Origin of the sequence: Glutamicibacter sp. NPDC087344 (assembly GCF_044744225.1) — a bacterium.
In the GTDB taxonomy this organism is placed as follows: Bacteria; Actinomycetota; Actinomycetes; order Actinomycetales; family Micrococcaceae; genus Glutamicibacter.
The window spans coordinates 38,151-61,606 of sequence record NZ_JBIUXY010000012.1 but is presented as its reverse complement, the minus strand read 5'-3'; the positions used below and the strand labels follow the sequence as shown (position 1 = coordinate 61,606).

General features: G+C 58.7%; 25 protein-coding genes and 1 riboswitch. Of the genes, 14 read left to right on the top strand and 11 right to left on the bottom strand.

What is annotated here, in order from left to right:
- Positions 1-18: 18 nt before the first annotated feature.
- Positions 19-1,257, bottom strand: coding sequence for an ammonium transporter (locus ACIOWL_RS18290; RefSeq protein ID WP_400388423.1), 1,239 nt, complete (start codon positions 1,255-1,257; stop codon positions 19-21).
- Positions 1,258-1,644: 387 nt separating this feature from the next.
- Here ACIOWL_RS18290 and ACIOWL_RS18285 point away from each other — a divergent pair, with 387 nt between their 5' ends.
- Positions 1,645-2,406 (top strand): gamma-glutamyl-gamma-aminobutyrate hydrolase family protein, encoded by a 762-nt coding sequence (locus tag ACIOWL_RS18285; RefSeq protein ID WP_400388420.1) that lies wholly within the window; start codon positions 1,645-1,647, stop codon positions 2,404-2,406.
- A 42-nt stretch (positions 2,407-2,448) separates the two neighbouring features.
- The gene (locus tag ACIOWL_RS18280) at positions 2,449-3,006 is read left to right on the top strand and encodes a TetR/AcrR family transcriptional regulator (RefSeq protein WP_400388417.1); all 558 of its coding nucleotides are present in this window, start codon (positions 2,449-2,451) and stop codon (positions 3,004-3,006) included.
- Here ACIOWL_RS18280 and ACIOWL_RS18275 read toward each other — a convergent pair.
- Positions 3,003-3,626, bottom strand: coding sequence for a thymidine kinase (locus ACIOWL_RS18275; RefSeq protein WP_400388414.1), 624 nt, complete (start codon positions 3,624-3,626; stop codon positions 3,003-3,005). The two genes, ACIOWL_RS18280 and ACIOWL_RS18275, sit on opposite strands and share 4 nt — an antisense overlap.
- Positions 3,627-3,803: 177 nt before the next feature.
- Positions 3,804-3,950: riboswitch (SAM riboswitch) on the top strand.
- A gap of 19 nt (positions 3,951-3,969) precedes the next feature.
- Here ACIOWL_RS18275 and ACIOWL_RS18270 point away from each other — a divergent pair.
- On the top strand, positions 3,970-4,266 hold the full coding sequence (locus ACIOWL_RS18270) for a hypothetical protein (protein WP_400388411.1): 297 nt from the start codon (positions 3,970-3,972) through the stop codon (positions 4,264-4,266).
- On the opposite strand, the gene ACIOWL_RS18265 is transcribed toward ACIOWL_RS18270, so the two are convergent.
- Together ACIOWL_RS18265 and kynU are read right to left on the bottom strand one after the other, a co-directional pair.
- The gene (locus tag ACIOWL_RS18265; protein WP_400388408.1) at positions 4,263-5,645 is read right to left on the bottom strand and encodes an amino acid permease; all 1,383 of its coding nucleotides are present in this window, start codon (positions 5,643-5,645) and stop codon (positions 4,263-4,265) included. The genes ACIOWL_RS18270 and ACIOWL_RS18265 overlap by 4 nt on opposite strands.
- A 120-nt stretch (positions 5,646-5,765) precedes the next feature.
- Positions 5,766-7,076 (bottom strand): kynureninase, encoded by a 1,311-nt coding sequence (gene kynU, locus ACIOWL_RS18260; protein WP_400388405.1) that lies wholly within the window; start codon positions 7,074-7,076, stop codon positions 5,766-5,768.
- 77 nt (positions 7,077-7,153) lie between these two features.
- Here kynU and ACIOWL_RS18255 point away from each other — a divergent pair, with 77 nt between their 5' ends.
- The 4 genes from ACIOWL_RS18255 to ACIOWL_RS18240 all read left to right on the top strand — a co-directional run bounded on the left by ACIOWL_RS18255 (position 7,154) and on the right by ACIOWL_RS18240 (position 10,424).
- Positions 7,154-7,639, top strand: a complete 486-nt coding sequence (locus ACIOWL_RS18255; protein WP_400388402.1) for an Lrp/AsnC family transcriptional regulator — start codon at positions 7,154-7,156, stop codon at positions 7,637-7,639.
- A gap of 223 nt (positions 7,640-7,862) precedes the next feature.
- The gene (locus tag ACIOWL_RS18250; protein WP_400388399.1) at positions 7,863-8,315 is read left to right on the top strand and encodes a hypothetical protein; all 453 of its coding nucleotides are present in this window, start codon (positions 7,863-7,865) and stop codon (positions 8,313-8,315) included.
- Entirely contained in the window at positions 8,305-9,759 is a 1,455-nt protein-coding gene (locus ACIOWL_RS18245) for a sensor histidine kinase (RefSeq protein ID WP_400388396.1), read from the top strand. The genes ACIOWL_RS18250 and ACIOWL_RS18245 overlap by 11 nt, the downstream gene beginning before the upstream one ends.
- Positions 9,756-10,424: a response regulator transcription factor gene (locus ACIOWL_RS18240; RefSeq protein WP_400388393.1), complete on the top strand. Its 669-nt coding sequence runs from the start codon at positions 9,756-9,758 to the stop codon at positions 10,422-10,424. Before ACIOWL_RS18245 ends, ACIOWL_RS18240 begins: the two co-directional genes overlap by 4 nt.
- Here ACIOWL_RS18240 and ACIOWL_RS18235 read toward each other — a convergent pair.
- Together ACIOWL_RS18235 and ACIOWL_RS18230 are read right to left on the bottom strand one after the other, a co-directional pair.
- Complete coding sequence (locus tag ACIOWL_RS18235) at positions 10,407-11,288, bottom strand: polyphosphate polymerase domain-containing protein (protein WP_400388390.1); 882 nt, start codon at positions 11,286-11,288, stop codon at positions 10,407-10,409. The two genes, ACIOWL_RS18240 and ACIOWL_RS18235, sit on opposite strands and share 18 nt — an antisense overlap.
- Positions 11,288-11,923, bottom strand: a complete 636-nt coding sequence (locus ACIOWL_RS18230) for a DUF4956 domain-containing protein (protein WP_400388387.1) — start codon at positions 11,921-11,923, stop codon at positions 11,288-11,290. The genes ACIOWL_RS18235 and ACIOWL_RS18230 overlap by 1 nt, the downstream gene beginning before the upstream one ends.
- A gap of 606 nt (positions 11,924-12,529) precedes the next feature.
- Here ACIOWL_RS18230 and ACIOWL_RS18225 point away from each other — a divergent pair.
- On the top strand, positions 12,530-13,198 hold the full coding sequence (locus tag ACIOWL_RS18225; RefSeq protein ID WP_400388384.1) for a hypothetical protein: 669 nt from the start codon (positions 12,530-12,532) through the stop codon (positions 13,196-13,198).
- 105 nt (positions 13,199-13,303) lie between these two features.
- On the opposite strand, the gene ACIOWL_RS18220 is transcribed toward ACIOWL_RS18225, so the two are convergent.
- The 4 genes from ACIOWL_RS18220 to ACIOWL_RS18205 form a co-directional block, all read right to left on the bottom strand.
- A complete protein-coding gene (locus tag ACIOWL_RS18220) occupies positions 13,304-13,717 on the bottom strand; it encodes a DUF3151 domain-containing protein (protein WP_400388382.1) in 414 nt (137 codons plus the stop codon).
- 2 nt (positions 13,718-13,719) lie between these two features.
- Positions 13,720-14,742 (bottom strand): class II fructose-bisphosphate aldolase, encoded by a 1,023-nt coding sequence (gene fbaA, locus ACIOWL_RS18215; protein WP_400388380.1) that lies wholly within the window; start codon positions 14,740-14,742, stop codon positions 13,720-13,722.
- Positions 14,743-14,889: 147 nt separating this feature from the next.
- Entirely contained in the window at positions 14,890-16,212 is a 1,323-nt protein-coding gene (locus ACIOWL_RS18210) for a peptidoglycan DD-metalloendopeptidase family protein (protein WP_400388377.1), read from the bottom strand.
- Positions 16,213-16,316: 104 nt separating this feature from the next.
- The gene (locus tag ACIOWL_RS18205) at positions 16,317-16,970 is read right to left on the bottom strand and encodes a TrmH family RNA methyltransferase (RefSeq protein ID WP_400388375.1); all 654 of its coding nucleotides are present in this window, start codon (positions 16,968-16,970) and stop codon (positions 16,317-16,319) included.
- 198 nt (positions 16,971-17,168) lie between these two features.
- Between ACIOWL_RS18205 and ACIOWL_RS18200 the strand changes: the two genes are divergently transcribed.
- From ACIOWL_RS18200 to ACIOWL_RS18185, 4 genes are all read left to right on the top strand, one after another.
- Positions 17,169-17,963, top strand: coding sequence for an HAD-IIA family hydrolase (locus ACIOWL_RS18200; RefSeq protein ID WP_400388578.1), 795 nt, complete (start codon positions 17,169-17,171; stop codon positions 17,961-17,963).
- A 1,329-nt stretch (positions 17,964-19,292) separates the two neighbouring features.
- Positions 19,293-20,078 carry an ABC transporter ATP-binding protein gene (locus ACIOWL_RS18195; protein WP_400388575.1) on the top strand — a complete coding sequence of 262 codons (786 nt, stop codon included), beginning with the start codon at positions 19,293-19,295 and terminating at the stop codon, positions 20,076-20,078.
- A complete protein-coding gene (locus tag ACIOWL_RS18190) occupies positions 20,075-20,800 on the top strand; it encodes an ABC transporter permease (RefSeq protein WP_400388372.1) in 726 nt (241 codons plus the stop codon). Before ACIOWL_RS18195 ends, ACIOWL_RS18190 begins: the two co-directional genes overlap by 4 nt.
- Positions 20,801-21,038: 238 nt before the next feature.
- Positions 21,039-21,431, top strand: a complete 393-nt coding sequence (locus tag ACIOWL_RS18185; RefSeq protein WP_400388369.1) for a hypothetical protein — start codon at positions 21,039-21,041, stop codon at positions 21,429-21,431.
- 273 nt (positions 21,432-21,704) lie between these two features.
- On the opposite strand, the gene ACIOWL_RS18180 is transcribed toward ACIOWL_RS18185, so the two are convergent.
- On the bottom strand, positions 21,705-22,004 hold the full coding sequence (locus ACIOWL_RS18180; protein ID WP_400388366.1) for a helix-turn-helix domain-containing protein: 300 nt from the start codon (positions 22,002-22,004) through the stop codon (positions 21,705-21,707).
- A gap of 218 nt (positions 22,005-22,222) precedes the next feature.
- Here ACIOWL_RS18180 and ACIOWL_RS18175 point away from each other — a divergent pair, with 218 nt between their 5' ends.
- Positions 22,223-22,990, top strand: a complete 768-nt coding sequence (locus tag ACIOWL_RS18175; protein WP_400388363.1) for a transposase family protein — start codon at positions 22,223-22,225, stop codon at positions 22,988-22,990.
- Between the two features lie 10 nt (positions 22,991-23,000).
- Positions 23,001-23,423: a heme-binding protein gene (locus ACIOWL_RS18170; RefSeq protein WP_400388360.1), complete on the top strand. Its 423-nt coding sequence runs from the start codon at positions 23,001-23,003 to the stop codon at positions 23,421-23,423.
- The last annotated feature ends 33 nt before the right edge of the window (positions 23,424-23,456 follow it).

Here is a 23,456-nt window from a genome sequence, read left to right as displayed (position 1 = left end):
GCCTTTCGAATCCCGGGCTTAGAACGGGCGGCTGTCGTAGGCGGTCTCTGCGTGAACCGAACGGTCCAGACCGGCTTCCTCATCCGCTTCATCGACGCGGATCGGGCGGATCTTGTTCATGACCCACAGCAGGGCAAAGGTCATTGTGAAGCTGTAAACCAGGGTCACGGAGATGGCGATCAGTTCATGTCCAAGTTCGGAGAAGGCTCCGCCGAAGAAAATACCTGCCATTTCTCCGGGGGCCGCCGGATTGGCGAAGAACGTGGCGAACAATGAACCGGTGATGCCGGCAATACCGTGCACCGCGAAAACATCCAGCGAATCATCGATACGGTGGCGGCGCTTCCAGGTTATCGCCCAGGCTGCCGCGGCGGCGGCCAGGAAACCAACCATGATGGCTCCGATGGGGCCAACCACATCTGCCACCGGGGTGATGCCCACCATGCCGGCAATTGCGCCGGTTCCCAGGCCCAGCATGGTGGCATGTCCATCACGGATACGCTCGATGGCGATGAAGCCGAGCATCCCGCCGCACAGTGAGAGCAAGGTGGTCAAAACCACGTACTGGGCGAGGAAGTTCGCGCCTCCGGCGGTGCCGCCGTTGAAGCCCATCCATCCGGTGGCCAGCAGGCCCACACCGATCATCATCAGCGGCAGGTTGTGCGGGCGTCCGGCCTGCTCCTTGCGCCGTCCCAGGACCACTGCCAGCGCCAGGCCTGCGGCACCGGCATTCATGTGCACTGCGGTGCCACCGGCAAAGTCATGGAAGCCCAGCTGGTTGCGCATCCAACCGCCCACGGTTCCGGCTTCCGGGTTGTCGAAAGCGAAAACCCAGTGTGCCAGCGGGCTGTAGACAACCAGGATCCACAGCGCCACAAAAACGAGCCATGATCCGAATTTCATACGTCCAGCGGCGCCCGAGGCCACCAGCGCGGCGGAGATCGCGGCGAACAATACGTAGAACGCGGCCCAGAAAGTCCCGCCTGCCTCGTCATCACTCATGAAGTCGGTGAAGAAGGAGAACTCCAGGGGATTTCCGATCAACCCCAGACCGCCTACGGAGTCGCCGAGCACTAGCCCGTGACCAACAACAACATAAACAACGCCGGTGACAGCCAGAGAGCTGAGCACCATCAGCATCATGTTCAGTACGTTGCGTCCGTTGAGCATGCCGCCATACAGCATTGCCAGTCCCGGAAACATCAGCAGAACCATGGCGAATGCCGCCAGTAGCCAAGCCATGTCAGCAGCTTCCATGACGGGACCCCTTTCGAAGAGTTTGTTTGCGAGTGACTTCAAACTATCGAGGCAAGGTTCCGCGGTGCTTTCGTTTCTGTTTCTGCAAGGAAACAGAATGTTTCGTCATTTGGTCCAGATATCGGTGTCGTGAAATCTGTGTAAATTGCGTGTCCCAGTCGGAAATATTATTGCCACACACTCCCGCCAGGCGTATTTTTGAGGACAGATTCATACACGCCAGAATGCGATTATTAGCGAAAAACTATATAAGAGATCCGTGAAATACTGGTGAAACATTTAGGACCCAGCCGGGAAATCGTGCCACCCTACACTGATCAGGTAACCCACGAATTTTCCGCCCTGGCACAAGCCGCCGGGGCGGTCCCAGGCTAATTGGAGTGTGTTTTGGAACCGTTGAAGATTGCCGTTCTACATATTCGCGACACCCGCGAGCACAACCCCGGCTTCCAGCTCGAACTGGATGAGCTTAATACCAATACCCTCACCCAGATTCATCAGACCGGGCACCTCCCGGAACTGATCTCTTCCTGGCAGCTCAGTTTGGAACAGCTTCAGCAGATCGTTGATCGTTCGGACGCGGTGATCATCATGGGTGGCGAGGATGTTGACCCGCAGCTATACAACGGACCACTTTCCTATCCGGGTTCCGGTTCCCACGAGCCGCAGGCAGACCGCACCCAGATCGCGGCCATCCACCACGCGATCGCCACGGATACTCCCCTTCTGGGGATCTGCCGCGGACTGCAGCTGATCAACGTTGCGCTGGGTGGAACCCTGATACAGGACCTTGACCCTGCGCTGGCCCACCGCGGCGAGGGAACCGATCCGTTCGCCCAGACCCATGTCAGTGTGGTTGACGACGAGTTGGCAGTGGACCTGTCCGCCCTCTCCGCGCACCAGTGCACCCATCACCAAGCCATCGACTCGCTTGGGGACGGACTTCAGATTGTGGCCAGGTCCGCTGATGGGGTGATTGAAGCGGTGGTTCACCACACCGCCAAGCTCACCGGGGTGCAGTGGCACCCAGAGCACTCGCAGACGGCAGACACCCAGCTGGGCCCGCTGATCCAGCGTTTGGCCCGGCAACTCGGCCACCACGCACCGGCACCACGTAACACCGCGGAAAATCAGCTGGTTGACGCCTAGTCGCCGCGCCCTGAGTTAATGCCGTGCGTCTAGACTTGAGGCATGGCATTGACTCAGTTAACGGTCGTGGATACCGCGGTCGACATCCTGCAACAGTTCGGATTGGCTGATTTGTCGATGCGTCGCCTGGCCAAGGAACTTGATGTCCAGGTGGGTGCCCTGTATTGGCACGTCAAAAACAAGCAGGAGCTGCTGGCTCAGGTAGCCGCGAAACTGCTGAACACCCCCGCATTATCCGTCCGGGCCGATGACTTCGCCACGCCCAGCGAGGCGGTGCTGCAGTTGATGCGCAAACTGTACCTGGCACTGCTGCCTATCCAGGACAGCCCCGAGGTGATTGAGGTTGCCAGCGCCATGCAGGTTGAATCCTTGGAGCCGGTGCTGCAGTTGCGTGCCTTGTTGCAGCAGGCCGGGCTGGGCGAAGACCAGGCGCGCTTCGGCCAGCAGTTGCTGTTGAATCATGTGTTGGGTTCGGTGGCCTACCGCCAGAACCTGATCCAGCTGGACGTGAATTCATCGGAAAGCGACGGGTTCGATTGGGGTCTGCAGCGGGCCGTCGCCGGGCTGCTGTTCCCGGAATCCGCTGAGCGTTTAGGCTAACCGAGTTTTCCGCCGGATAGTTCCAGATAACAGGCGGCGCACAACGATTCGTACCAGACGTCTTCACCGTCGATTGCCACCTGGTTCCCGTCAAACACCACCTGTTGCCCGACGCGACGGGTATTAAACATTGCCTTGCGCCCGCACCGGCAGATGGTTTTCAGCTCCTCCAGCGAGTGAGCCAACTCCATCAACCGGGCCGACCCCGGAAACGCATGGGTCCGGAAATCGGTGCGGATACCGTAGGCAAGCACCGGCACGTTATCAAGGACCGCAATCCGCAAGAGGTCATCAGCCTGTTCACGGCTCAAGAACTGGGCTTCATCCACCAGCAGGCAGGCCACCGGTGGTGCGTCAATGTGCGGAACCAGCGCCTGCGGGTCATCGCCGGAGGCCAGCGTGGCGAACTGCTCACGGAGGTTATCCATGGGACCCACAATCAGGTCCACGGCTCGGCTCAGGCCGAGCCGGGACACAATCGAGCTGTCCCCCTTGGTATCCACTCCGGGTTTGGCCAACAAGATCCGTTGCCCGCGCTCCTCATAGTTGAATGCGGCCTGCAGCAAACTCGTCGACTTGCCCGAGTTCATTGCCCCGTAGCGGAAATACAGTTTGGCCACGCTCGCCCCTCGCTAAATTCTTCGGCCTGCCAACGGCAGGCCACCTATGATTTTAGCCCTCCGGGCTCCGTGGAAGATGACGTGCCGTGTCGCCCGGCGAATCTTTGTGAAGCATCGATACACCTTGCGGGCAGAACTCTTCCATCCTGTCGGCATCGTTTTATACCATGAAGACAGCTTCACGAGATCTGATCGCTGGGAATCCACAAGGGTTCTTGGCAAGGCTCCGACCGATCAGGCGCCAACCCCACACAGTTGTACGGCGGGTGGCTCGGATGACGAAGCGGCCCGTGGCACACCAGGTGTTTCGGGCAAGGACAACAAGTTGCAAAGGTGTGTTCCCATGCACAACACCACATATGCAGGTTCCCTCGAAACCTCGAACCTGATCAATCCGCTGCCCCGCTTCGCCAACGACTGGATCAGCGCCTGGCTGCAATTCGACAGCGGAACCGGGCTGCTTCATATCGGCGCCGGGCCGCGCGAATGGATTCTTGAACCGGTTGACCCGTTGAAGTTGAGCTCCGCGGTGGATTCGGGAATCCAGGTTCAAGGGCAGTTCAATCCCGGACTGAAGATCGCCTTGATTCCGGGCTCCCACCAGCTGGTGGGAAGCTCATTTTTCCGGCTGCGCGCCTAATTCCGGCCCACGTCGGACCGGCGGGCGAAAACCAGCCAATACAACGCCGACATGACCAGCACAAACGGAACCCCGAAAATCAGAGTGAACTTGAATTCCGGGACAAACAGCGTAGTGAGCAGCAGCCCGCCAAGCAATACCGCGCCGAGGACGGAGGCTGCCGGGTAGCCCGGCAGCCTGAAGTTCAAGGTGCCCTGCTCAGCGCTGATCTGGCGGCGGAATTCGACGTGGGTTAACAGGATCATCAGCCAGGTGGCCAGCGCGCCGAAGGTGGCTAGGGACATCATCAACCCGAACCCGCTTTCGGGCGCCAGGCCAACGGCGAGGGCCGCCACGGCGATTCCTCCGCCGGACATCCAGACTGCGTGCACCGGGGCGCCGGCGCGGCTGGTGCGCTGGGCCAGTTTCGGTGCGTGTCCGGCCGCGGCCAGCGAATGCAGCATCCGGGTCGCCGCGTACAGCTGGGCGTTCATGGCGGATAACGCGGCGATGATCAGCACAAAATTCAGCACCGATGCGGCGAAAGGAATACCCACCTGGTTCATCACGGTCACAAAGGGCGACCCGCCGGCTACCAGCTCGCTGGTGGGGGCAATGGCCAGGATCAGAGCCATGGTCAAAACGTAAAACAGCAACAACCGCAGGAACGACACTTTAAACGCCTTGCGTACCGCGAGCTGAGGGTTGTGCGCCTCCGCGGCGGCAATGGAGATCGCTTCGATTCCCATGTAGGAGAAGATCGCGACGATCACCGCGCTCCAGGTCCTCGAAAGGCCATGAGCGAAAAAGCCCGAGTCAACGGTGTAGTTGGCGAATCCGAAACCGTCGTGCGGATCATGGAAAACCAACCAGGCGGCGATGATGATAAACGCGATGACCGCGAACACCTTGATCGCGGAGAACCAGTACTCGGTGGTTCCGAAGACCCTCACGCTGGAAAAGTTCACCGCCAGCAGGGCGGCAGAAAAAAGCAGCACCCAGAGCAGCCCGGGAACCTGCGGGAACCAGAACTGCATGTACTCCCCGATGGCGCTGACTTCCGTGCCAACCGCGAAAATCAATGCGGACCAGTACATATACTTGGTCAGGTAGCCGGCGTAACGGCCAAGATATTTTTCGGCATACACCCCGAATGAGCCAGCCACCGGTTGCTTGACGGTCATTTCGGCAAGCGCTCCCATGACCAGCAGCGCAATCACCCCGCCGAGCACATAGCTGAGGATCACCGAGGGACCTGCCATCGCGATGGCAAGCTTGCTCCCGGCAAAGAGCCCGGTGCCGATGGCGCTGCCCAAAGCGATCATGGCCATCTGCGCTGGAGAAAGCGACTTCTTCAGGCCGGTGCTTGGCCTCCCGGTTCCAACCGGCTGTTGCGCCACTGCTACTCCCTACGACGTGCCTAGGCGGCGCGTGGAATCTGCACACACGCCGCCACTAAGCGTACTCGGGAGCCAAAACCCCGGATTTCCGTTGAAGATCCGGGGTTTGGCAGATTGCGCCTAGGTCACGGCGTTTCGCAGGGAGTACTCTTCGCGTTGCCAGGCGTTGGTGTGCAGAATCTCACGCAGGATCTGCACCGCATCCCAGATATCGGTGCGCGAGATGTACAGCGGGGTGATGCCAAAACGCAGCACCTCGGGTTCGCGGTAGTCACCGATCACGCCCCGGGCAATCAGGGCGGCCATGATTTCGTAACCGTGTTTGTGGCGGAAACTCACGTGGCTTCCGCGCTGGGCATGCTCGCGCGGGGTGACCAGTTCAAACCCGAATTCTGCGCAGTGGGTTTCCACCAGCTCAATCAACAGGTCGGTCAGCTCCAGCGAGGTCGCCCGCACCGCGGCCATGTCGGCTTCCAACGCGATATCCAGGCCCACCTCGATCATGGCCAGGGATGTCACCGGTTGGGTGCCGCACATAAACCGGCGCACGTCCTTGGCCGGGGTGTAGCTTTCCTCCATGGCGAACGGCGCGTTGTGGGACCACCAACCGGACAGTGGCTGCCAGAACCGGTCATGGTGGCGGGCATTAACCCAGATGAAGGCCGGGGAGCCGGGTCCCCCGTTGAGGTATTTATAGGTGCACCCGACCGCGTAGTCTGCGTTCGCGCCATTCAGGTCCACCGGGACGGCACCGGCCGCGTGAGCCAGGTCCCACACCACAAGGGCTCCTGCGTCATGGGCGGCGGCGGTGATCTCAGCCATGTCCCACATGGAACCGGTCCGGTAGTTCACGTGGGAGAGCGCCAGGACGGCGGTGTCCTCATCGAGTGCCGCGCGCAGCGAAGCCTCGTCGTCAATCAGCCTCACCTCGTAGGGCACGCCGATTTCCTGGGACAACGAATTCACCAGATCGGTGAGCCCCTGGGCGATATAGATATCGGTGGGGAAGTTGTCCCGTTCGGTGATGATGACCCGACGGTGCGGGGAGTCGGCTTTTTGTGTGCGCAACGCTGAGGCCAGGGCCTTAAACAGGTTCAGGCTGGTGGTGTCGGTAATGGCGGTTTCCTGGGGATTGGCTCCCAGCAGCTGCCCCAGTTTGTCGCCAAGTTTCAGTGGCAGGTCAAACCAGCCGGCCTCGTTCCACGACCGGATCAAGCCCTGGCCCCATTCGGCGTTCACCACCTCGGCGGCGCGTTCGGCGGCACCACGAGGCAGTGCGCCCAAGGAGTTCCCATCCAGATAGATCACCGACTCTGGAAGTGAAAAACGCTCCTTGAATTCTCGCAGCGTGTCCTGCGCATCGCGCTGTGCCAAGTGTTCGCGGGTGTGTATCGACTGCACGCTGTGAGTCCCTTCCTTCAAGCCGTCCATGCTCCTTCCATCGTAGAATCAGTATCGGTAATGTTTGGTGAATCTCGAATTTTTCTAAAGGATTAGGGAGAAGAATCGTGCAGAGTTCAGGATGGACGGACATGGGCGCCGGTGCGGCGAATTCTGTTCAGGTTGACGAGGTGGACCTTGCCATCCTGGGCGAGTTGAGCGCAGATGCCAGGTTGGCGAACAATATTTTGGCCCAGCGAGTGGGACTTGCGCCCTCAACCTGCTTGGGCCGCGTGAAGGCACTGCGCACCCGAGGGGTGATTGAAGGTTACGAGGCCCGCATCAACGAAAAGCTGCTGGGTGTTTCTGTCAATGCGATGATTTCGATTATCGTTGCCCCGCAGGCCAGGGATCGGATGCTGCCGGCCGCCAAGGCCTTGGCGGCTTTGGGCCCGGTCCGCGACGTTTTTGTGCTCGGCGGAACCCCCGACCTGCTGGTGCGGGTCGCGACCCGTTCCATCGATGAGCTGCGTGGATTTGTCGCCACCCATCTGGGGGCCAACCGGACGTTTTCGTCAACACAAACCAATATCATTTTTGAGCACCTGCGTTAAGCCAGCCCAGGGTAAACACGGGCCAAATTTTTGGTGCCGATCAGCTGGCGCTTCGCACCCCATGCTGGTGCGCTCAATCCTCGCGCACCGCCCTGGGAACCGTCATTGACCTGATATTTTCTTCGAGCGCCGGAAGGCGAGCACCGTATTTTGGGGGCCGCCTGCAAAATCAGCAACGCCAAGTTCTCATCTTCATCTCATCTAAAAAGACGAGAATGAATGTATGGGTAAACGTGCAGTACTACGGATTGTCGGCATCGTTGCGGCCCTATCCGTCCTTGGGGTAGGCATCGCAGCGCTGGCTCAGTTGGTCTCCGGGCCATCACAACGCGATCTGGGACCGGGCATTGTGGTCCATCAATCCGAGTTGCCCGGGGGTGATACCGGTTTCCCCGACCCCAGCAGCGACCCCGCCCAGGCCACGACTTCACCGAGTGAAAGCAGCACCCCCACAGATTCTGCCAGCGCCTCGGAGAGCGCTTCGCCGTCTGAAAGCCCCTCCGCATCCAGCTCAGCTAAAGCATCGAAAACCCCCACACCGACCCCCAGCAAAACCATCTCGCCTAAACCTACCCAGGGGCCGGTGAAACCTCTTCCCCCACGGCCGCCGGTCACCGTCGACGATGACGATGATGACGACGACTGGGATGATGATGGCGACGACGATGACGACTAAGGGCCAACCCCGGCGCCGGGTTTCCATTCGCGCCCGGGTGCTGGGCTCCATGATCCTTTTGGTCGGCTTCGCCCTGGCCACCTCTGGGGCGGCGATCTATGTGTACGAGCGCCAGGAGCTCAACGCCAGGCTGGATGATTCGTTAACCCGCACCGTGGAGGAATTCCGCATGCTGGCAGAAACGGGGATCGACCCGCAGACCGGTGACGGGTTTATGCATGCCGAGGATCTGCTGTATACCGCTATGCAGCGCACCCTGCCCGCACGGTATCAGGGAATGGTGGGGCTCAGCGCGGATCAGCTGCAGTGGACCGCACCCGCAACGGTGCAGATGCGCCTTGAGAACGACCCCGAGTTCCTCGACTGGGCTAAAACCAGCGCCACGGACCAGCATGTGCTCATTGAAAACGTCGACACCAAACTCAGCGACTACCGCGCCATCGCGGTCCCCATCCAGCTGTCCTCGGATCCCAAACCAGCCCGTTTTGTGTTGGCCTACGACTACTCGGCCGAGGTCGGGCGCATCAACACCCAATTCATGGTGTTTTTCGGTGTTGGGTTGGCGGTCATGCTGCTGGCCGGAGGCGCCGCCTACCTGATTGTCGGACGTATGCTCGAGCCCATCCGCAGGCTGCGCGATACCGCCCGCCAAATCTCCGAATCCGACCAGTCCTCGCGCATCGAGGTCACCGGGCACGACGAGTTCGCCGAGCTGACGGTAACCATCAATGAAATGCTTGACCGGCTGGAGGAAGCGCTGAATTCCCAGCGCCAGCTGCTTGACGACGTGGGCCACGAACTGCGCACCCCGGTCACCATCATCCGCGGGCATCTGGAACTGATGGATGTCAAGGATCCCGAGGACGTCTCGCAGACCAAGGACATCGCGCTGGATGAACTCAAACGCATGTCACTGCTCATTAACGACCTGATGACCCTGGCCGGGGCCAACCGCTCCGACTTCCTGAACAGCAAACCAACCGACGTGGGTGCACTGCTCGACGAGATCCTGGACAAGGCGCGGGCCCTGGGGCACCGCGATTGGCGTATCGGCAACCGCGAGGAGGTCACCGCCATCCTGGACCCCGCCCGGATCACCCAGGGGATGCTGCAGCTGGCGGCCAACGCGGTGAAGTTCTCCGAAGAGGGTTCACGCATCGATTTGGGTTCGGCCGTGCTGGAAGGGTCGGACCGGGAACCGATGCTGCGCCTGTGGGTCCATGATGCCGGGGCGGGAATCGTCCAGGACGATCTGGAACGGATTTTCGAGCGCTTCGGGCGGGGCCAAAACAGCGACCGCGCCAAGGGTTCAGGGTTGGGACTGAACATTGTCTCAGCCATTGCCTCATCTCATGGCGGTACCGTGTGGGTGGATTCCGTCCCCGGCAGCGGTTCAACTTTTTACATCGATATTCCCCTAGCCCAAGGAGCCCCTCGCGTATGAGCCTCATTTTGATCATTGAAGACGAACCCCGGATCAGTTCCTTTATTGCCAAGGGGCTGAAAGCCGCCGGCTTCACCCCCACGGTCTGCGCCACCGCTCAGGATGGCTACCGGCAGGCGCAGTCCGGAAACTTCGAATTGATCATCCTGGATCTGGGCCTGCCCGACGAGGATGGGTTCAGCCTGCTGCGGCGCCTGCGCGAATCATTCATCGATGCCCCGGTGATCATCCTGACCGCCCGCAACAGTGTGGATGACACCGTTGCGGGACTTCAGAACGGAGCGGATGACTACATGGCCAAACCGTTCCACTTTGATGAGCTGCTGGCCCGGGTGCGCCTGCGCCTGCGGACCGAGGACTCGTCCTCCGAGGTATCGGTGTTATCCCATGGAGCTTTGGAGATGGACCTGTTGCGCCGGCTGGTCACCATCGAGGGGACCGAGGTAGATCTTTCCGCCCGGGAGTTCTCCCTGGCCGAAGCGTTCCTGCGCAATCCCGGACTGGTGCTCAGCCGCGAGCAGCTGCTCTCCCGGGTCTGGGGTTACGACTTCGACCCGGGCTCCAACGTGGTGGATGTTTACGTGCGCTACCTGCGCAACAAACTCGGCTCGGAACGTTTTGAAACCGTGCGGGGTGTCGGTTACCGGCTAGCCCGCGAATCCTAAGGACCGGTCCCGGCCGCGGGTCCTGAGCCCCGCCGAAGCACCCCTCAGCGGCTCGCAGCCTACCCGTGCCCGGGTGGAATGCGGCGCCGAGTCGAACCGCTGCGTGAGCAGGCGGCTCCACTTATTGGCGGGCAGTTCCGGGTTAAGCAAGGCAATCCCGATACAGTATTTGCTCATGCTCACCGGGCGGATCCCCAGCGCGGCCAAGGCCTGGTCGCTGGCTCCGCGGCCGTCCGCGGATTTGGTTTCAACCACAATCAGGTCCGGTCCTTGAATTTGTTGCCCGTCATGGGCGTAGCCCAGATCAACATCGCAGGTCACTCGTTCGCCATCCAGCGGATTCACGAACGTGCCACGGATGTAGGAGCTATCCAGCACCGGGCGCAGCTTGGGTACATGCTCGCCGTATTCCCGGGAGACCACCTCGTCGAGGAACTGAAGCGAGCGGTCGGTGAGCTGCCCGGCCTCATCCAGCTCCTGTTCGATACGGTGTTTGACCGTGGCCCCGCGCAGGCCCTTGGTTTTGATCTCGAACATCGACAACCCGGTGTCCGCGTAGGTGCGGCTGCGCACCTTGTAGCGGCGCCGGCGCCCCTGCCGGTGCGCACGGTACTGGGCGAAATCTTCGGTATCAAAATAGACCGACTCATACCTGAAGGTTCGCAACCCGTCGATCTCCATGATCCGAAAGTCCTCCCCCAGCTTCCGGGCCAAGGCCGTGAACTCTTCCGGGGTGAGCAGGAATTTGCGGTCCACCCTGGTCTGCAGGGCCGCCTGGTCGATCACCTCGGCCAGGCCAATGGGTTCACGGTCGCGGACCGCATCTTCCAGCGCGGTGCGCGCGATTCTGGGAGGGAAGGTCATTAGTTCCACACCTCCTGCGGCACCGCGGTGTTCTGCTGTGGTGTTGCGGCCAGCTGCGTTGGCTGTTCGGTCTTCGACTGCGCACCCTTGGTGTTCACCCGGAATCGCACATCAACAATTGTCAGGTCGCGGACCATATCCAGTTCGATGACAACGGTGCGCAGCACCTTGGCGCCGAGCAGTTCTTCTAGCGCCTGGGCCAGTTCGTCGCTGCGCGGGTAGGCTTTCTCCAGGGTCACGGTCTGGCGCTGGGTGCGCGGGGCGAATCCTGGATGGTCGGCGAAAAACATCACGATCACCAAGGCCGCAGTCACTGCCGGGGAGAACCAGGCCGGGTCCGGATGCAAACCGTTGACCAAACCGATGGCCAGGGAGATGAAGTAATAGGCCACTTCCTCTTGGGTCAAGGTGTCTGAACGCAGGCGAATGATCGACAGGATACCGAACAGCCCCATGCCCAGGCCGACACCCGCACCAGAGCCGGAGAGCAACATGGTCACCGCCATGATGCCCATGCTCAGGGCAATGTAGGCCAGCACCAGGTCGCGGCGGAAGTGCCGGCGGAAGTAAACAAAGTACACCAGCACCGTCATACCAACAATGTTGGCGGTCAAACCCATCCAGAATGACAACATGAACTTTTCCTCTCGTGGAACTTTCTGTCTAACCAGAGACTAGAAAGTGCATGTGAAAGAAAAAAGAGAATTTGATGAGGGGACTCTCATGTATCGCGCCGCTCCGGCCGGCAACCGCGATGCAAAACGCAGGTGAACATCTGGCCAACATGGCATAAACACTAGTCAAAAGCCATAATTTAATTCTCCGCAGCTCGCGGGCACCGGTTGTGAGCCACCCAAGGAATCGACTCATGAGAGTTCGTTCATAATTTGCGGTACCGAGATCCACGACGGAACGAGCTCTAGGATATGCAGATTTTCAACAGATGGGACCCGCAGTACGCCGAACATGGAAGGCAGCTCCGAGACGGTGATATCTTCGCGTCGATCATTTTCGATGTTCCGCTATCACAGAGTGTGAGGTTGAAGGTGCCTAGAACTACGAAATGGTCTTAAGGAAATAACCCCGGTCGCATCATGATTCAAGATCAGAGAGGCGGTTCCGGGGACTTCCACGCCACTGTAACTCAGAAAACAGGGAACTTCGCTTTGAGTACTGATCACCAAACATGGTCGCATGAGCCTTATGGGAGTGCACCCAATTAGGCGATCGCTCGGAATCGCATGTCAACCTTCCTGGCCAGTGCAAATAATGACCCGCCCGATGCACGCACCCTCTATGTTTGGGATCGCGATGTTTCGCTCGCTCTTCTTGCTGGTATTGCTCTACTTGAGGTGGCTTTGCGCAATGCTCTTAACGAACAGCTTGTCAGCGCTTATGGGGCTAACTGGCTTCAGCGGGATATTGGGTTGGATGAGCGATCTCGGAATGATCTTTCCCAGGCCTGGAGAAGGCTATCCCAGGGTAGAAAAAACCTCGATCGTTTGGTTTCTCATCTGATGTTTGGATTTTGGCGTGACCTGCTGAGCTCTGGCGGCTACGTTGGACGCGAGCCGCAGCGATTCCAGATGGACTATGAGGAATTATGGCGTACTGCTCTGCATGGGGCATTTCCTGGCGGTAAGGTAGCCGCTGCCACTGAGGGAGCTCACTTTACAAGAACGTGGACCTTGGAGACTGTGACTATCGTTCATGCTGCGAGGAATCGAGCAGCTCATCACGAACCTTTTATCTCCGGGTTTCCATTGCCGGGTCAACATGCCAGGCTAGGAGCTCAGCAGGCTCATGAGGCAATACTGAAGCTCGCCGGCTTGCTGGATCGGGATTCGGCCTCGGCCTTGCTGGTTACTTCTTCGGTGCCTTCGCTGCTGGCTTCCAAGCCGCAAAAATAGATATGGTGCGGACGCATTCAGGAGTAGACGACGAAACAGTGATGGCGGCCAGCTTCATTTTCATGAAACTGGCCGCCATCACCGATGCGGTCTCAAACCGTGAGGCTATTTGGCCTCGATAGCTGCTCGCGCGGACGCGTCCGAGTCGTTCAGGAACTTCCCGATCCGCTCAACTTCCTCGGTTTCCCCGATGGCCGCAGCCGCCCGGCCCAGGGCGTACAGCGAGCGCAAGAAACCACGGTTGGGTTCATGGCTGAAAGGCACCGGACCCTGTCCACGCCATCCGGCCTTACGCAGCGCGTCCAGTCCGCGGTGGTACCCCACGCGGGCGTAGGCATAGGATTCCACGGTGCGTCCCTCGGCATGAGCCTCGTCGGCCAGCAACGCCCACACCAAGGAGGACGACGGGAACTTGGCGGCCAGGTCTACCGCTTCGTCGCCGGCCTCAAGGCGGGCCAACACGTCGGTTTCTTCTGGCAGCAGTGTTGCCGGGATACCCAGCAGGTTATCTCCAAGCATGGTTACTTCAGGCTCTTTCCTGCCGAACCCAGCTGACGGGCGGCTTCCGCCACACGGGCGGCCATGAACTCTTCAGCCTTGGCACCCCAGACACGTGGGTCATAGGTCTTTTTGTTACCGATTTCGCCGTCGATCTTCAGCACACCGTCGTAGTTGGCAAGCATGTGGCCGGCCACCGGACGGGTGAACGCGTACTGGGTGTCGGTGTCGATGTTCATCTTGATCACGCCGTAGGACACCGCGTCAGCGATTTCCTTGTCGGTGGAGCCCGAACCGCCGTGGAACACCAGATCAAACGGGTTGGCCTTGCCGATCTTGGCGCCAACCTGATCCTGGATGTCCTTGAGCAGCTCTGGACGCAGCTTCACGTTGCCCGGCTTGTAGACACCATGCACGTTGCCGAAGGTCAGCGCGGTGATGTAACGGCCCTTTTCACCGGCGCCCAGGGCGTCGATGGTTGCCAGTGCATCGGAGACGGTGGTGTACAGCTTGTCATTGATGGCGTTCTCCACGCCGTCTTCCTCGCCGCCCACGGCGCCGATTTCAACTTCGAGGATCTGCTTGGCGGCAGCGGTGCGCGGCAGCAGCTCGGCTGCGATGCGCAGGTTCTCTTCCAGAGTCTCGGCCGAGCCGTCCCACATGTGGGAGTTGAAGAATGGGTCGCGGCCAGCGGCAACTTCAGCCTCGGAAGCGGCAAGCAGCGGCAAAACGAAACCGTCCAGCTTGTCTGCTGGGCAGTGGTCGGTGTGCAGTGCGATGTTCACACCGTAGTTCTTGGCGACTTCGCGGGCGAAGGCCGCGAAGCCAAGCGAGCCAACCACCATGTCCTTGACCGAAGCGCCGGACCAGTACGCTGCGCCGCCGGTCGAAACCTGGATGATGCCATCAGATTCGGCCTCGGCGAAACCGCGAATGGCGGCGTTCAGGGTCTGTGAGCTGGTGACATTCACCGCTGGGAAGGCGTAGCCGCCAGCCTTTGCGGCATCGATCATTGCATTGTACTTATCAGGGGTTGCGATAGGCATGCTTCACTCCTGTGAGGATTAGCGGGGTTCACGCGTCGCCGTCGACGGCAGTTCGTGTCCATCCTATCGGTTGACACGAACTTAGAGACCTAAATCTCCCTTCGTGACGCGCGCAGTTCTTGTGTTGAGCCGGCCAACGCGCCTCGGCTAGTTCGTCTGCGCCAGCTCTGAACCGGTGGTCGACGGGCTTTCGGTGCTCGACTTGGCCGCCCCGCTCTCGGGACTTGCCCCGGAACCGGAGGTGTTCTCAGGGGTATTCGGGGCGGTGCTTTGCGAGTTGTTCGAGCCGCTCGGCGGCGCCTGAGTTGACGGCGCAGGAGCCGTACTTCCGTCGGTTGGCTTCTGCGATTCGCTCGGCGATTCGGACTCCGACTCGGAAGGACGCTGCGTCGGCGTGGGTTTGGTGCTCGGCGATTCACTTGTGCCGGTGGACTCTTCTGGCTGCTTGGTAGGGCTGGTGCTCGGAGACGGTTTGACCGACGGCGAAGGTTTAGCCGTGGCGCTGGGCTTCGGCTTGGGAACCACCGGTGTGTCGTCCTTGGGCACCACCACATCCGGGTTGCTACCGGTATTCGAATTCTCGCTAGGCGAGGAGGTGCCGCCATTGCCCTTGGGCGCGCTGTTGGCGCTGACCGTCAGGCGCGAGGAATCAATCATTGCCTGGCTCTGGCCCGGGATGGTTGGCAGGTAGTTGCGCGGGTCGTGCCAGCGGCCATCCACGATCACTTCGAAGTGCACATGGCAGCCGGTGGAGTTGCCGGTGGTTCCGGCCAGAGCGATCAGTTCACCCTGCTTGACCTCTTGGCCCACCTTGGCGACGAGTTTTGAATTGTGGCTGTAACCGGTCTGGACATTACTTCCGTGGTCAATGGTCACTCGCATGCCGGAGTGGCCCGCCCAGCCGGAGACCGTCACGGTCCCCGCCTCAGAGGCGTACACCGGAGAGCCGCAGGAAATCGGGTAGTCCTGACCGATGTGGATCTGATTCCCGGGACCGGTAGGGTTTGCGCGCCAACCGTAGGGGCTGGAAATCCGGCGGGTTGTCACCGGGTGCATCAGCTGCAGTCCGCCGGGCAGCTCGCCAATCTGGCCCACCTCACCGGCGAGCAGGGTCGATTCTTCATCAGACTGCGAGTCCTCGTCTTCCGAGGATTCGGCCGCACCGGCCACCATGCCCAACGGTCGCCCGTCGATAGCCAGCTCCTTGCCGGAGCCGCCAAACGCATGCAGCGGCGCATCCTGGCTGACAAGCACCGGAGCGTTATAGAAAACTGGATCAGATAACGCTTCGATAGCTACGGGGATGTCACCGCTACGCGGATCAGCGGATTGCGCCACCAAGGGAATCGCTACAGCGCTGGTCAAAGCCAGGGCTGCGGCCGTGGAAATGCCCCAGATAACAACCGGTTTTTTGCGCCGCGGAAGCCCAATGAGGAGCAGGTCATGGTTCACCTGATGACGTCGACGCACTGATTAATCCCCCCGGATCACAAATTCATATCGTTTCCTAGCCTAAGTGGTCACAGGCAACTTATCCAGATGCTCGAATAAAGAACTTATTAATAAATTCCTTGTTAACCTACTTTTTGCCCAAAAACGTGGCGTCGAACCCATGCGTGCATCGCAATACCTGCGGCCGAAGCCGCGTTGATGGACCGGGTAGAGCCGAACTGCTCAATCGACAGGGTGTCCTTCGCTGCGGCGTGCACTTCCGGGCTCAGCCCGGGTCCTTCCTGCCCGAAAACCAGCACACAGTTACGTGGAATGTCATATGTCTCCAGGGGCACGGAATCGGGGAAGATGTCGATTCCCAGGATGGTCAGCCCCTCGGCTTCAGCCCAAGCGACAAACTCTTCAACCGTTGCGTGGTGACGTACATGCTGGTAACGATCCGTAACCATCGCGCCGCGACGGTTCCAGCGGCGGCGGCCGATGATGTGGACTTCCTTGGCCAAAAAAGCGTTAGCGGAGCGGACTACGGTGCCGATATTCATGTCATGCTGCCAATTCTCAATGGCGATGTGGAAGTCGTGGCGGCGCTCGTCGAGGTCGGCAATGATCGCGTCCATGCTCCAGTAACGATATTTGTCGGCAACGTTACGACGGTCCCCTTCAGCCAATAGCTGCGGGTCATATTTTTCGTCCTGCGGCAGCTCGCCTTCCCACGGCCCAACACCAATAACGTGTTCGACGGGATTTTCGGCTGCTTCATTCACTTCATGGCTCACGTATTTAAGCGTAGTAGCTCAAATCAGTGTTGCCGTTCACTGCACGGTCACCGGATGCTGTGTAGGCTTTGTTTTACAGGGGAAACTTTCAGCGCAGATAGCTCCCACCACCTACTGCCACCGGAGGAATGACACCTCGTGACCCTCAGCAACCGCGCAGCACGCACCGTCCACGATATTCAATGCTGGTTGACCGACATGGACGGCGTCCTGGTCCACGAAAACCATGCAATCAAGGGTGCCTCAGAGCTTCTGCAGTACTGGCGCGAGAACAACTTGCGCTTTTTGGTGCTGACCAACAACTCCATCTACACCCCGCGCGACCTGCGAGCCCGCCTGTTGGCTTCCGGTTTGGATGTGCCGGAGGAGAATATCTGGACCTCCGCCATGGCGACCGCCGAGTTCTTGGCGCGCCAGCGCCCCGGGGGACGCACCTTCGTGATCGGCGAGGCCGGGTTGACCACTGCCCTGCATGATGCAGGATTCATCATGACCGATCAGAACCCCGACTATGTGGTGCTCGGCGAAACCCGCACCTACTCCTTCGAGGCGATCACCAAGGCCATTCGCCTGATTGAAGGCGGAGCGAAATTCATCGCCACCAACCCGGATGCCACCGGCCCGTCCACCGAGGGCATCCTCCCGGCCACCGGTGCCATTGCCGCACTGATCACCCGGGCCACCAACCGCGAACCATATGTGGTGGGCAAACCCAACCCGATGATGTTCCGCTCCGCGTTGAACCGAATCGATGCGCATTCGGAAACCACCGCCATGATTGGCGACCGCATGGATACCGACATCGTGGCAGGCATGGAAGCCGGCCTGCTGACCGCACTGGTTTATTCGGGCATCACCGCCACCGGGGATATGGATACCTTCCCGTTCCGCCCGGATTTGCAGTACCCGTCCGTGGCAAACCTGCATGCCGAGCTCGTCAAGGGTCGCCCAGCCGAAACCAAACCGGCATCAGCCAAGGCCGATTCCAAGTAGCCTCAGTAGTTTTCACTTGCGTAGCGGCCGGTTCTCCGGCCGCTACGCATTTTTAATGCCTGACTCTTCCAGCAAGAGAGACCTGGAAGTTCATTTTCCGTCGTGAGACTCGACCTGGCACCGAGGCGCTTCATCGCCCCAAAAAACGAGATGGGTTCCATTCTGGGCGCACGAGCGACGCTTCATTGCACATCGAAGATCGCTGCCGCGTGCGATGGCCACCAAGATCTCGTTTTGGGAACGTACAGTACGAAAAACTGCGTCGTCTACGGATGTGTTCTTCCCAGATGGCTCAGCTTTGATCGGCCCGCCCAAAAAAGGGATCTCCGGCCACCCATTGGGCGCATCAAGATTTACAAGTTAAATTATTGATGATGCGGTTCGAAGGGAACCGAGGCATCGAAAAATCTCCCACAGGCGCGCTAAAGGATTCGCACCTTGCAAATATGGATGATTCGACCACGTCGTGTATAGGTCCCCCAGGTACGTTAGAACTACCGATACAACAAAAAGTGTTACGCAGAGCGTTCCCTGATCAAACAACATCAGATACGTCGCAATAATCAGAACCAGCGAGGCCACGGTAGGCAGCCAACGTATCTGTCGAGTACTGGACTTGCTAAAAAGAAGAGCGCACCCTAATCCTGATGTTATCGCTATGAGCCACATCTTATCTAAACCTCACTAATCAAAAAATAGTTGAAAACCGCTAGCTTCGGAAATACACAAAATGCTTATTGCCCGAAGCAACGCGTCTGGGTCTCATTCGTCTTGGCGCCATGGCTCTAGCCCAATTACCCCCAACGCAGGTCGGCTAGGCTAAGGCACTCGGTGCTTACGTCAGGTCCTACAACTAATCGAAACAGGTGAAGTGTTGGCACGTGCACCCGTTGGAAGCTCAATCGAGAACACTGACGATGCAATCGCGTTTCCGGTGGCCCGGAAAATGCTCTTTCTCATTTTTTCCATTCTTGCGAGTGAACGGTGAAGCGAAAAGACAGCGCCCCTGTTAGCAGGGTAATCAGAACACACTCTTTAAATCAATCTAATTACGTAAATCGCTTCTCGTAGATACAGTCATACGCATACGAATTGCCTGACGATGAGCGTGAACCCTGTCAGCCAGGGTTGACTGAGACCAGTCCTTCATGGCAACCACACCTCGCTCTAAACAGGGGAACTGAACGTTTACTCGCAGTGATCAAGTCTTTGACTTACCGTCCATACTGATCTCCCCGGATCATCGGAGTAACAACCTTCCGCCGCTTTCAGACTTGGTATCTCTAAGCATTGACCCAGACCGCGCGGTGGTCTCTAATTCATTGTGTGATGAACAAGACGGCATGTATTCAAGTGCAGCGATTGAACGTCAAACGGGGCAAGTCGCTGGTCCTGCAGGATATCGACTGCGCGCTGGCCCCGGGCCGCATCATTGGGCTACTAGGGCCCAGTGGAAGCGGCAAAAGCACGCTGCTGCGAAGCATCGTGGGCAACCAGATCATCACCGACGGCACGGTTACGGTTCTGGGCCAGCCAGCGGGACACAAGTCGCTGAGAAGCCGAGTGGGCTATATGACCCAGGCTGCCAGCGTTTACGATGACCTGACGGTCCAACAGAACATTGTGTATTTCGCCAAAATTCTTGGTTTGCCTGCCACCGAAGCCGATCGTGTCATCGAAGCAACCGACCTGCGCGATCAGTCCAAACGCCTGGTTTTAGACCTCTCCGGAGGCCAACGCAACCGGGTGTCGCTGGCCGTCGCGCTGCTTGGTTCCCCGGATATTGTCATCCTTGATGAGCCGACGGTCGGACTGGATCCGGTACTCCGCGCGGAACTCTGGGGATTATTTGCCACGCTGGCACAGAGCGGCATCTGCCTGGTGGTCTCAAGCCACGTCATGGACGAGGCGATGCGTTGCGATGAAATCCTGTTGCTTCGAGACGGAAAACTTCTCGCGCAACTCTCCCCCAGCGATTTGCTCAGGCGCACCGGCGCGGATGACCCGGAGGAAGCTTTCCTGCGGATCATTGCCGCCGGCGGGTTGGAATCCACCGAGCTGCACAACCCACCGCCTGCACGGCACCGCACTACCGCGAAGGGAGAAACGTCGTGAGAAGGACCTTAGCCACCGCAGCCAGGGTACTGACCCAGATCCGGCACGATCCACGAACCATCGCGCTGATGCTGGTTGTGCCCAGCCTGCTCATTGGTTTGATGGCCTGGATTTTCACGGACACCGGGACCTTTCAACACATCGGTCCGGCGATGATCGCGTTGTTCCCCTTTGTTGTCATGTTCCTGGTTACCAGCATCGCCACGTTACGCGAACGACGCAGCGGAACCCTGGAGCGCCTGCTGAGCATGCCCCTGGCCAAAGGCGAATTCATCTTCGGCTATGCGATAGCCTTCACGCTCATCTCCATCCTGCAAACCATCATCGCGGTCTCTTTCGCTGTTTTGGTTTTGGGGCTGGAGATCTCTGGAAGCCTCGGACTGCTCTTTTTTGTAGCAGCGCTGGATGCGTTGCTCGGAACCAGCCTCGGGCTCATGGCCAGCGCGTTCGCCCGGACCGAATTCCAGGTAGTTCAATTTATGCCGTTGCTGGTTCTCCCGCAGTTCCTGCTCTCCGGGTTGCTCCTGCCCCGCGAACAGCTGCCCGAGGTGCTGCACGCCATTGGTGATTGGCTACCCCTTTCACACGCAATCGACGCGCTGGGAGATGTCGCCGCAGGCACCGAAGACAGCGCCACCTTCACTAGCCTGTTGGTCATCGGAGCCTGGATCTTGGGGGCGCTTCTTATTGGTTCCCTGACGCTTAGGCGACGCACGGCCTAGGGGGAAATAAAGCCAATTTCAGATGGGGCTACGCCGTGTTTCAGAAAAGCAGCGACTCCAATCTTCTCGAACCAGAAGAACCACCAACTCTCCTGCAAAACAGCGAAGAAGGCCATATGGCCAGAGTGATGATGCCGCTGCATACACTTCTGTACTGAAGGGCACCCCATATTGTCTCTAAGCAAGGCCCTGGCAAAAATCGAAAAGCCGACGTGGGTCGAGAACCTCAGATGACTCATTGGTTTACGTTGTCGACGGCAAACAACCTAAGCCATTTCCGCCACTGGAGTACATAGAGCCAATTATTGCGGTCTTGTCCAGCGAGGGCGACTGCTATGCACTGCAGGATAAGTACTCGGACACGGAAGTCAGTTGGGAAGCGCGGAAGGTGCAGGGCGCGGGCAACAAATCCCTGGACGGAGACCAAATCCTGCATCTCACCCACACCACGTTTCTACCGCTCGATTACGACACCGACGGAAATCCGATCTTCGGAATCATGGAATCGCCGGTTCCCGAAGCTCTATTTTTCAGTCAGAAAACAGCGGAACGCGAAGCACCAGATTATTACCTGCAAAAAGTTCGTCTTGGAGAAGTAAACCTTCGCGGCGCTGGAGAGCTTCTAGGATAACTATCCATCTTTTAACCTCAGCATGTGGGACTGGTTAATGTGCCGACCTGTTTTCCGTCCCGGCGAGCGCATGTTCATTGGTGGATCACAAAGGAGATTGTATCGTCGAGCCAGGCACTTTTTTCCTGCTCGTTGGTAAAAACGCGCGAGATCCGAAGATGCTCAAGGCGACTTTCAAGATCACGCGCTCCTGAGCCTGCAGGGCCTGCCCATCACGAGAAAGCAACGCTTGGGTCGGGACTGATTCGGGCCCGCAGACGTGAATGTTGTTGTTCACGACCGAACCCTCTGCGGGAGTTTCTCAGCAGATCGGGCCCGTCCGAGTTCTGTGTTGTAGGGGTCTAACGCCTCGGCTAGCAGGTAATCCACGCTGAGGACTCGGGCAACCTGCAAGACGTTGCTCAAGGAAGTGCTGCCCTTGCCGCTTTCAAGATCACGGACAGTATTAATTGAGACTCCCGCACGTTCAGCCACTTCTGAGAGTTTCAGGCCGGTGAGTTTTCTCCAATCGGAGAAGTGCTCGCCGACCTGGATGGCCTCGCGGCGGGTTTTAGCCGGAATGTGCTTCTGCAAGGGAACCTCCTGTCGGTTATAAAATCCAGAATATCGATTCTTAACTGTCTTTAGAATGAACTTAATTCATAACTCTAGTTAATGACATTCATCACCTGACCAGTGAAAACATAGAAAAATCGGCTTCAACGATTAATAATGGAAGTGATCAAACAACACAAAAACCGAAGAAGCCGATGAGTTACAAGTATAGTACAGGTCTGCCCCTGACCAAGTTCATGGAACTACAGAACAGGATCCAACAGATCCTCGACTCACGTCCCAACCCCCACAAAGGCCCCGGTGGCAGACCTAAGGTTCTGAACCTGCACCAGCAACTACGGATCGTCCTGCACCTGCTGCGCCACAACGTCCGCCAAGCATTCATCGCCGACCAGTACGACATCAGCCAACCCACAGTCTCCCGGATCTACCGCAAGATCATGCCATTGATCAGCATGGCTCTCGCGTTGGAGGCACCCGATCTGAAAGAGGCACTAGCCAGGGGTGAATCCTTGATCGTAGACGGCACTGACGTGCGAGTTCGCAAACACCGACCCGCGATCAAAACGCATTACTCAGGGAAAAAGAAGTGGCATTGCGTCAATATCCAAGTCGTCACCACGCTGGCCGGACGGGCCCTTTATATCGGTGAACCAGTGCCCGGGAGGATGCACGACAGGGTAGCTTTCACCCACACCGGTGTGGAGCAGCTGCTGACGGAGTCGCCTTACCTCGCGGATCTCGGCTACCAAGGAACGTCCGGGATGATCCCGTACAAGAAGGGACACCGTCCCGGAACCGGGGAGTTGATTGAGCATGATCAACTGTTCAACAAAGAGCTGTCAAAGCATCGTGCTGCGGTTGAACGAGGCAACGCGCATTTGAAGAACTGGAAGATCCTCGCGGAGGTCTATCGTGGAGTGTTCCATGAGTTGCCGGCGGTGATTCGTAGTGTTTCGTTACTGGAATTCTTCCGTGACAACGCGTCTGGAACCAAGTATTGAATAGACTTCAATGATTGAACTCAACTACGAACTCGCGCAAAAAGTACTGGATGCGGCCCTAGCCAAATCCAAGGCTCTGGGATTGTCGATGAACGTTGCCGTGGTGGATGCGGGTTCCAACCTGACCGCGTTCGCCCGCCAAGACGGCGCCTGGCTGGGAAGCATTGACATCGCCATGGCCAAAGCCCGCACTGCTCGATACTTCGATATGCCCACCGAGCAACTTGGAGTCTTGGCCCAGCCGGGGCAGCCTCTGTTCGGCATTGAAGTCACCAACGGCGGCCTTGTGACTTTCGCAGGCGGTGTTCCGCTAACTATCGATGGAAGAGTCATTGGCGCCATCGGCGTTAGCGGAAGCACCGTGGAAAACGATCAAGAAGTCGCTCTGGCCGGCCAAGGGGAATTGTCTCGTATTCCATCTCTGACAACATGACACGCTTAACAATTTGGTAGACCTATGGAGATA

Excerpts from the sequence above, each read along its gene's own strand:
- ACIOWL_RS18270 (WP_400388411.1), top strand. The coding sequence starts at position 3,970 with ATGCACAACACCACATATGCAGGTTCCCTCGAAACCTCGAACCTGATC.
- ACIOWL_RS18175 (WP_400388363.1), top strand. The coding sequence starts at position 22,223 with ATGGAACTACAGAACAGGATCCAACAGATCCTCGACTCACGTCCCAAC.
- ACIOWL_RS18195 (WP_400388575.1), top strand. The coding sequence starts at position 19,293 with ATGAACAAGACGGCATGTATTCAAGTGCAGCGATTGAACGTCAAACGG.
- ACIOWL_RS18250 (WP_400388399.1), top strand. The coding sequence starts at position 7,863 with ATGGGTAAACGTGCAGTACTACGGATTGTCGGCATCGTTGCGGCCCTA.
- ACIOWL_RS18290 (WP_400388423.1), bottom strand. The coding sequence starts at position 1,257 with ATGGAAGCTGCTGACATGGCTTGGCTACTGGCGGCATTCGCCATGGTT.
- ACIOWL_RS18245 (WP_400388396.1), top strand. The coding sequence starts at position 8,305 with ATGACGACTAAGGGCCAACCCCGGCGCCGGGTTTCCATTCGCGCCCGG.
- ACIOWL_RS18200 (WP_400388578.1), top strand. The coding sequence starts at position 17,169 with ATGGACGGCGTCCTGGTCCACGAAAACCATGCAATCAAGGGTGCCTCA.
- ACIOWL_RS18230 (WP_400388387.1), bottom strand. The coding sequence starts at position 11,923 with ATGTTGTCATTCTGGATGGGTTTGACCGCCAACATTGTTGGTATGACG.
- ACIOWL_RS18240 (WP_400388393.1), top strand. The coding sequence starts at position 9,756 with ATGAGCCTCATTTTGATCATTGAAGACGAACCCCGGATCAGTTCCTTT.
- ACIOWL_RS18170 (WP_400388360.1), top strand. The coding sequence starts at position 23,001 with ATGATTGAACTCAACTACGAACTCGCGCAAAAAGTACTGGATGCGGCC.
- ACIOWL_RS18280 (WP_400388417.1), top strand. The coding sequence starts at position 2,449 with ATGGCATTGACTCAGTTAACGGTCGTGGATACCGCGGTCGACATCCTG.
- ACIOWL_RS18235 (WP_400388390.1), bottom strand. The coding sequence starts at position 11,288 with ATGACCTTCCCTCCCAGAATCGCGCGCACCGCGCTGGAAGATGCGGTC.
- fbaA (WP_400388380.1), bottom strand. The coding sequence starts at position 14,742 with ATGCCTATCGCAACCCCTGATAAGTACAATGCAATGATCGATGCCGCA.
- kynU (WP_400388405.1), bottom strand. The coding sequence starts at position 7,076 with ATGGACGGCTTGAAGGAAGGGACTCACAGCGTGCAGTCGATACACACC.
- ACIOWL_RS18225 (WP_400388384.1), top strand. The coding sequence starts at position 12,530 with ATGTCAACCTTCCTGGCCAGTGCAAATAATGACCCGCCCGATGCACGC.
- ACIOWL_RS18220 (WP_400388382.1), bottom strand. The coding sequence starts at position 13,717 with ATGCTTGGAGATAACCTGCTGGGTATCCCGGCAACACTGCTGCCAGAA.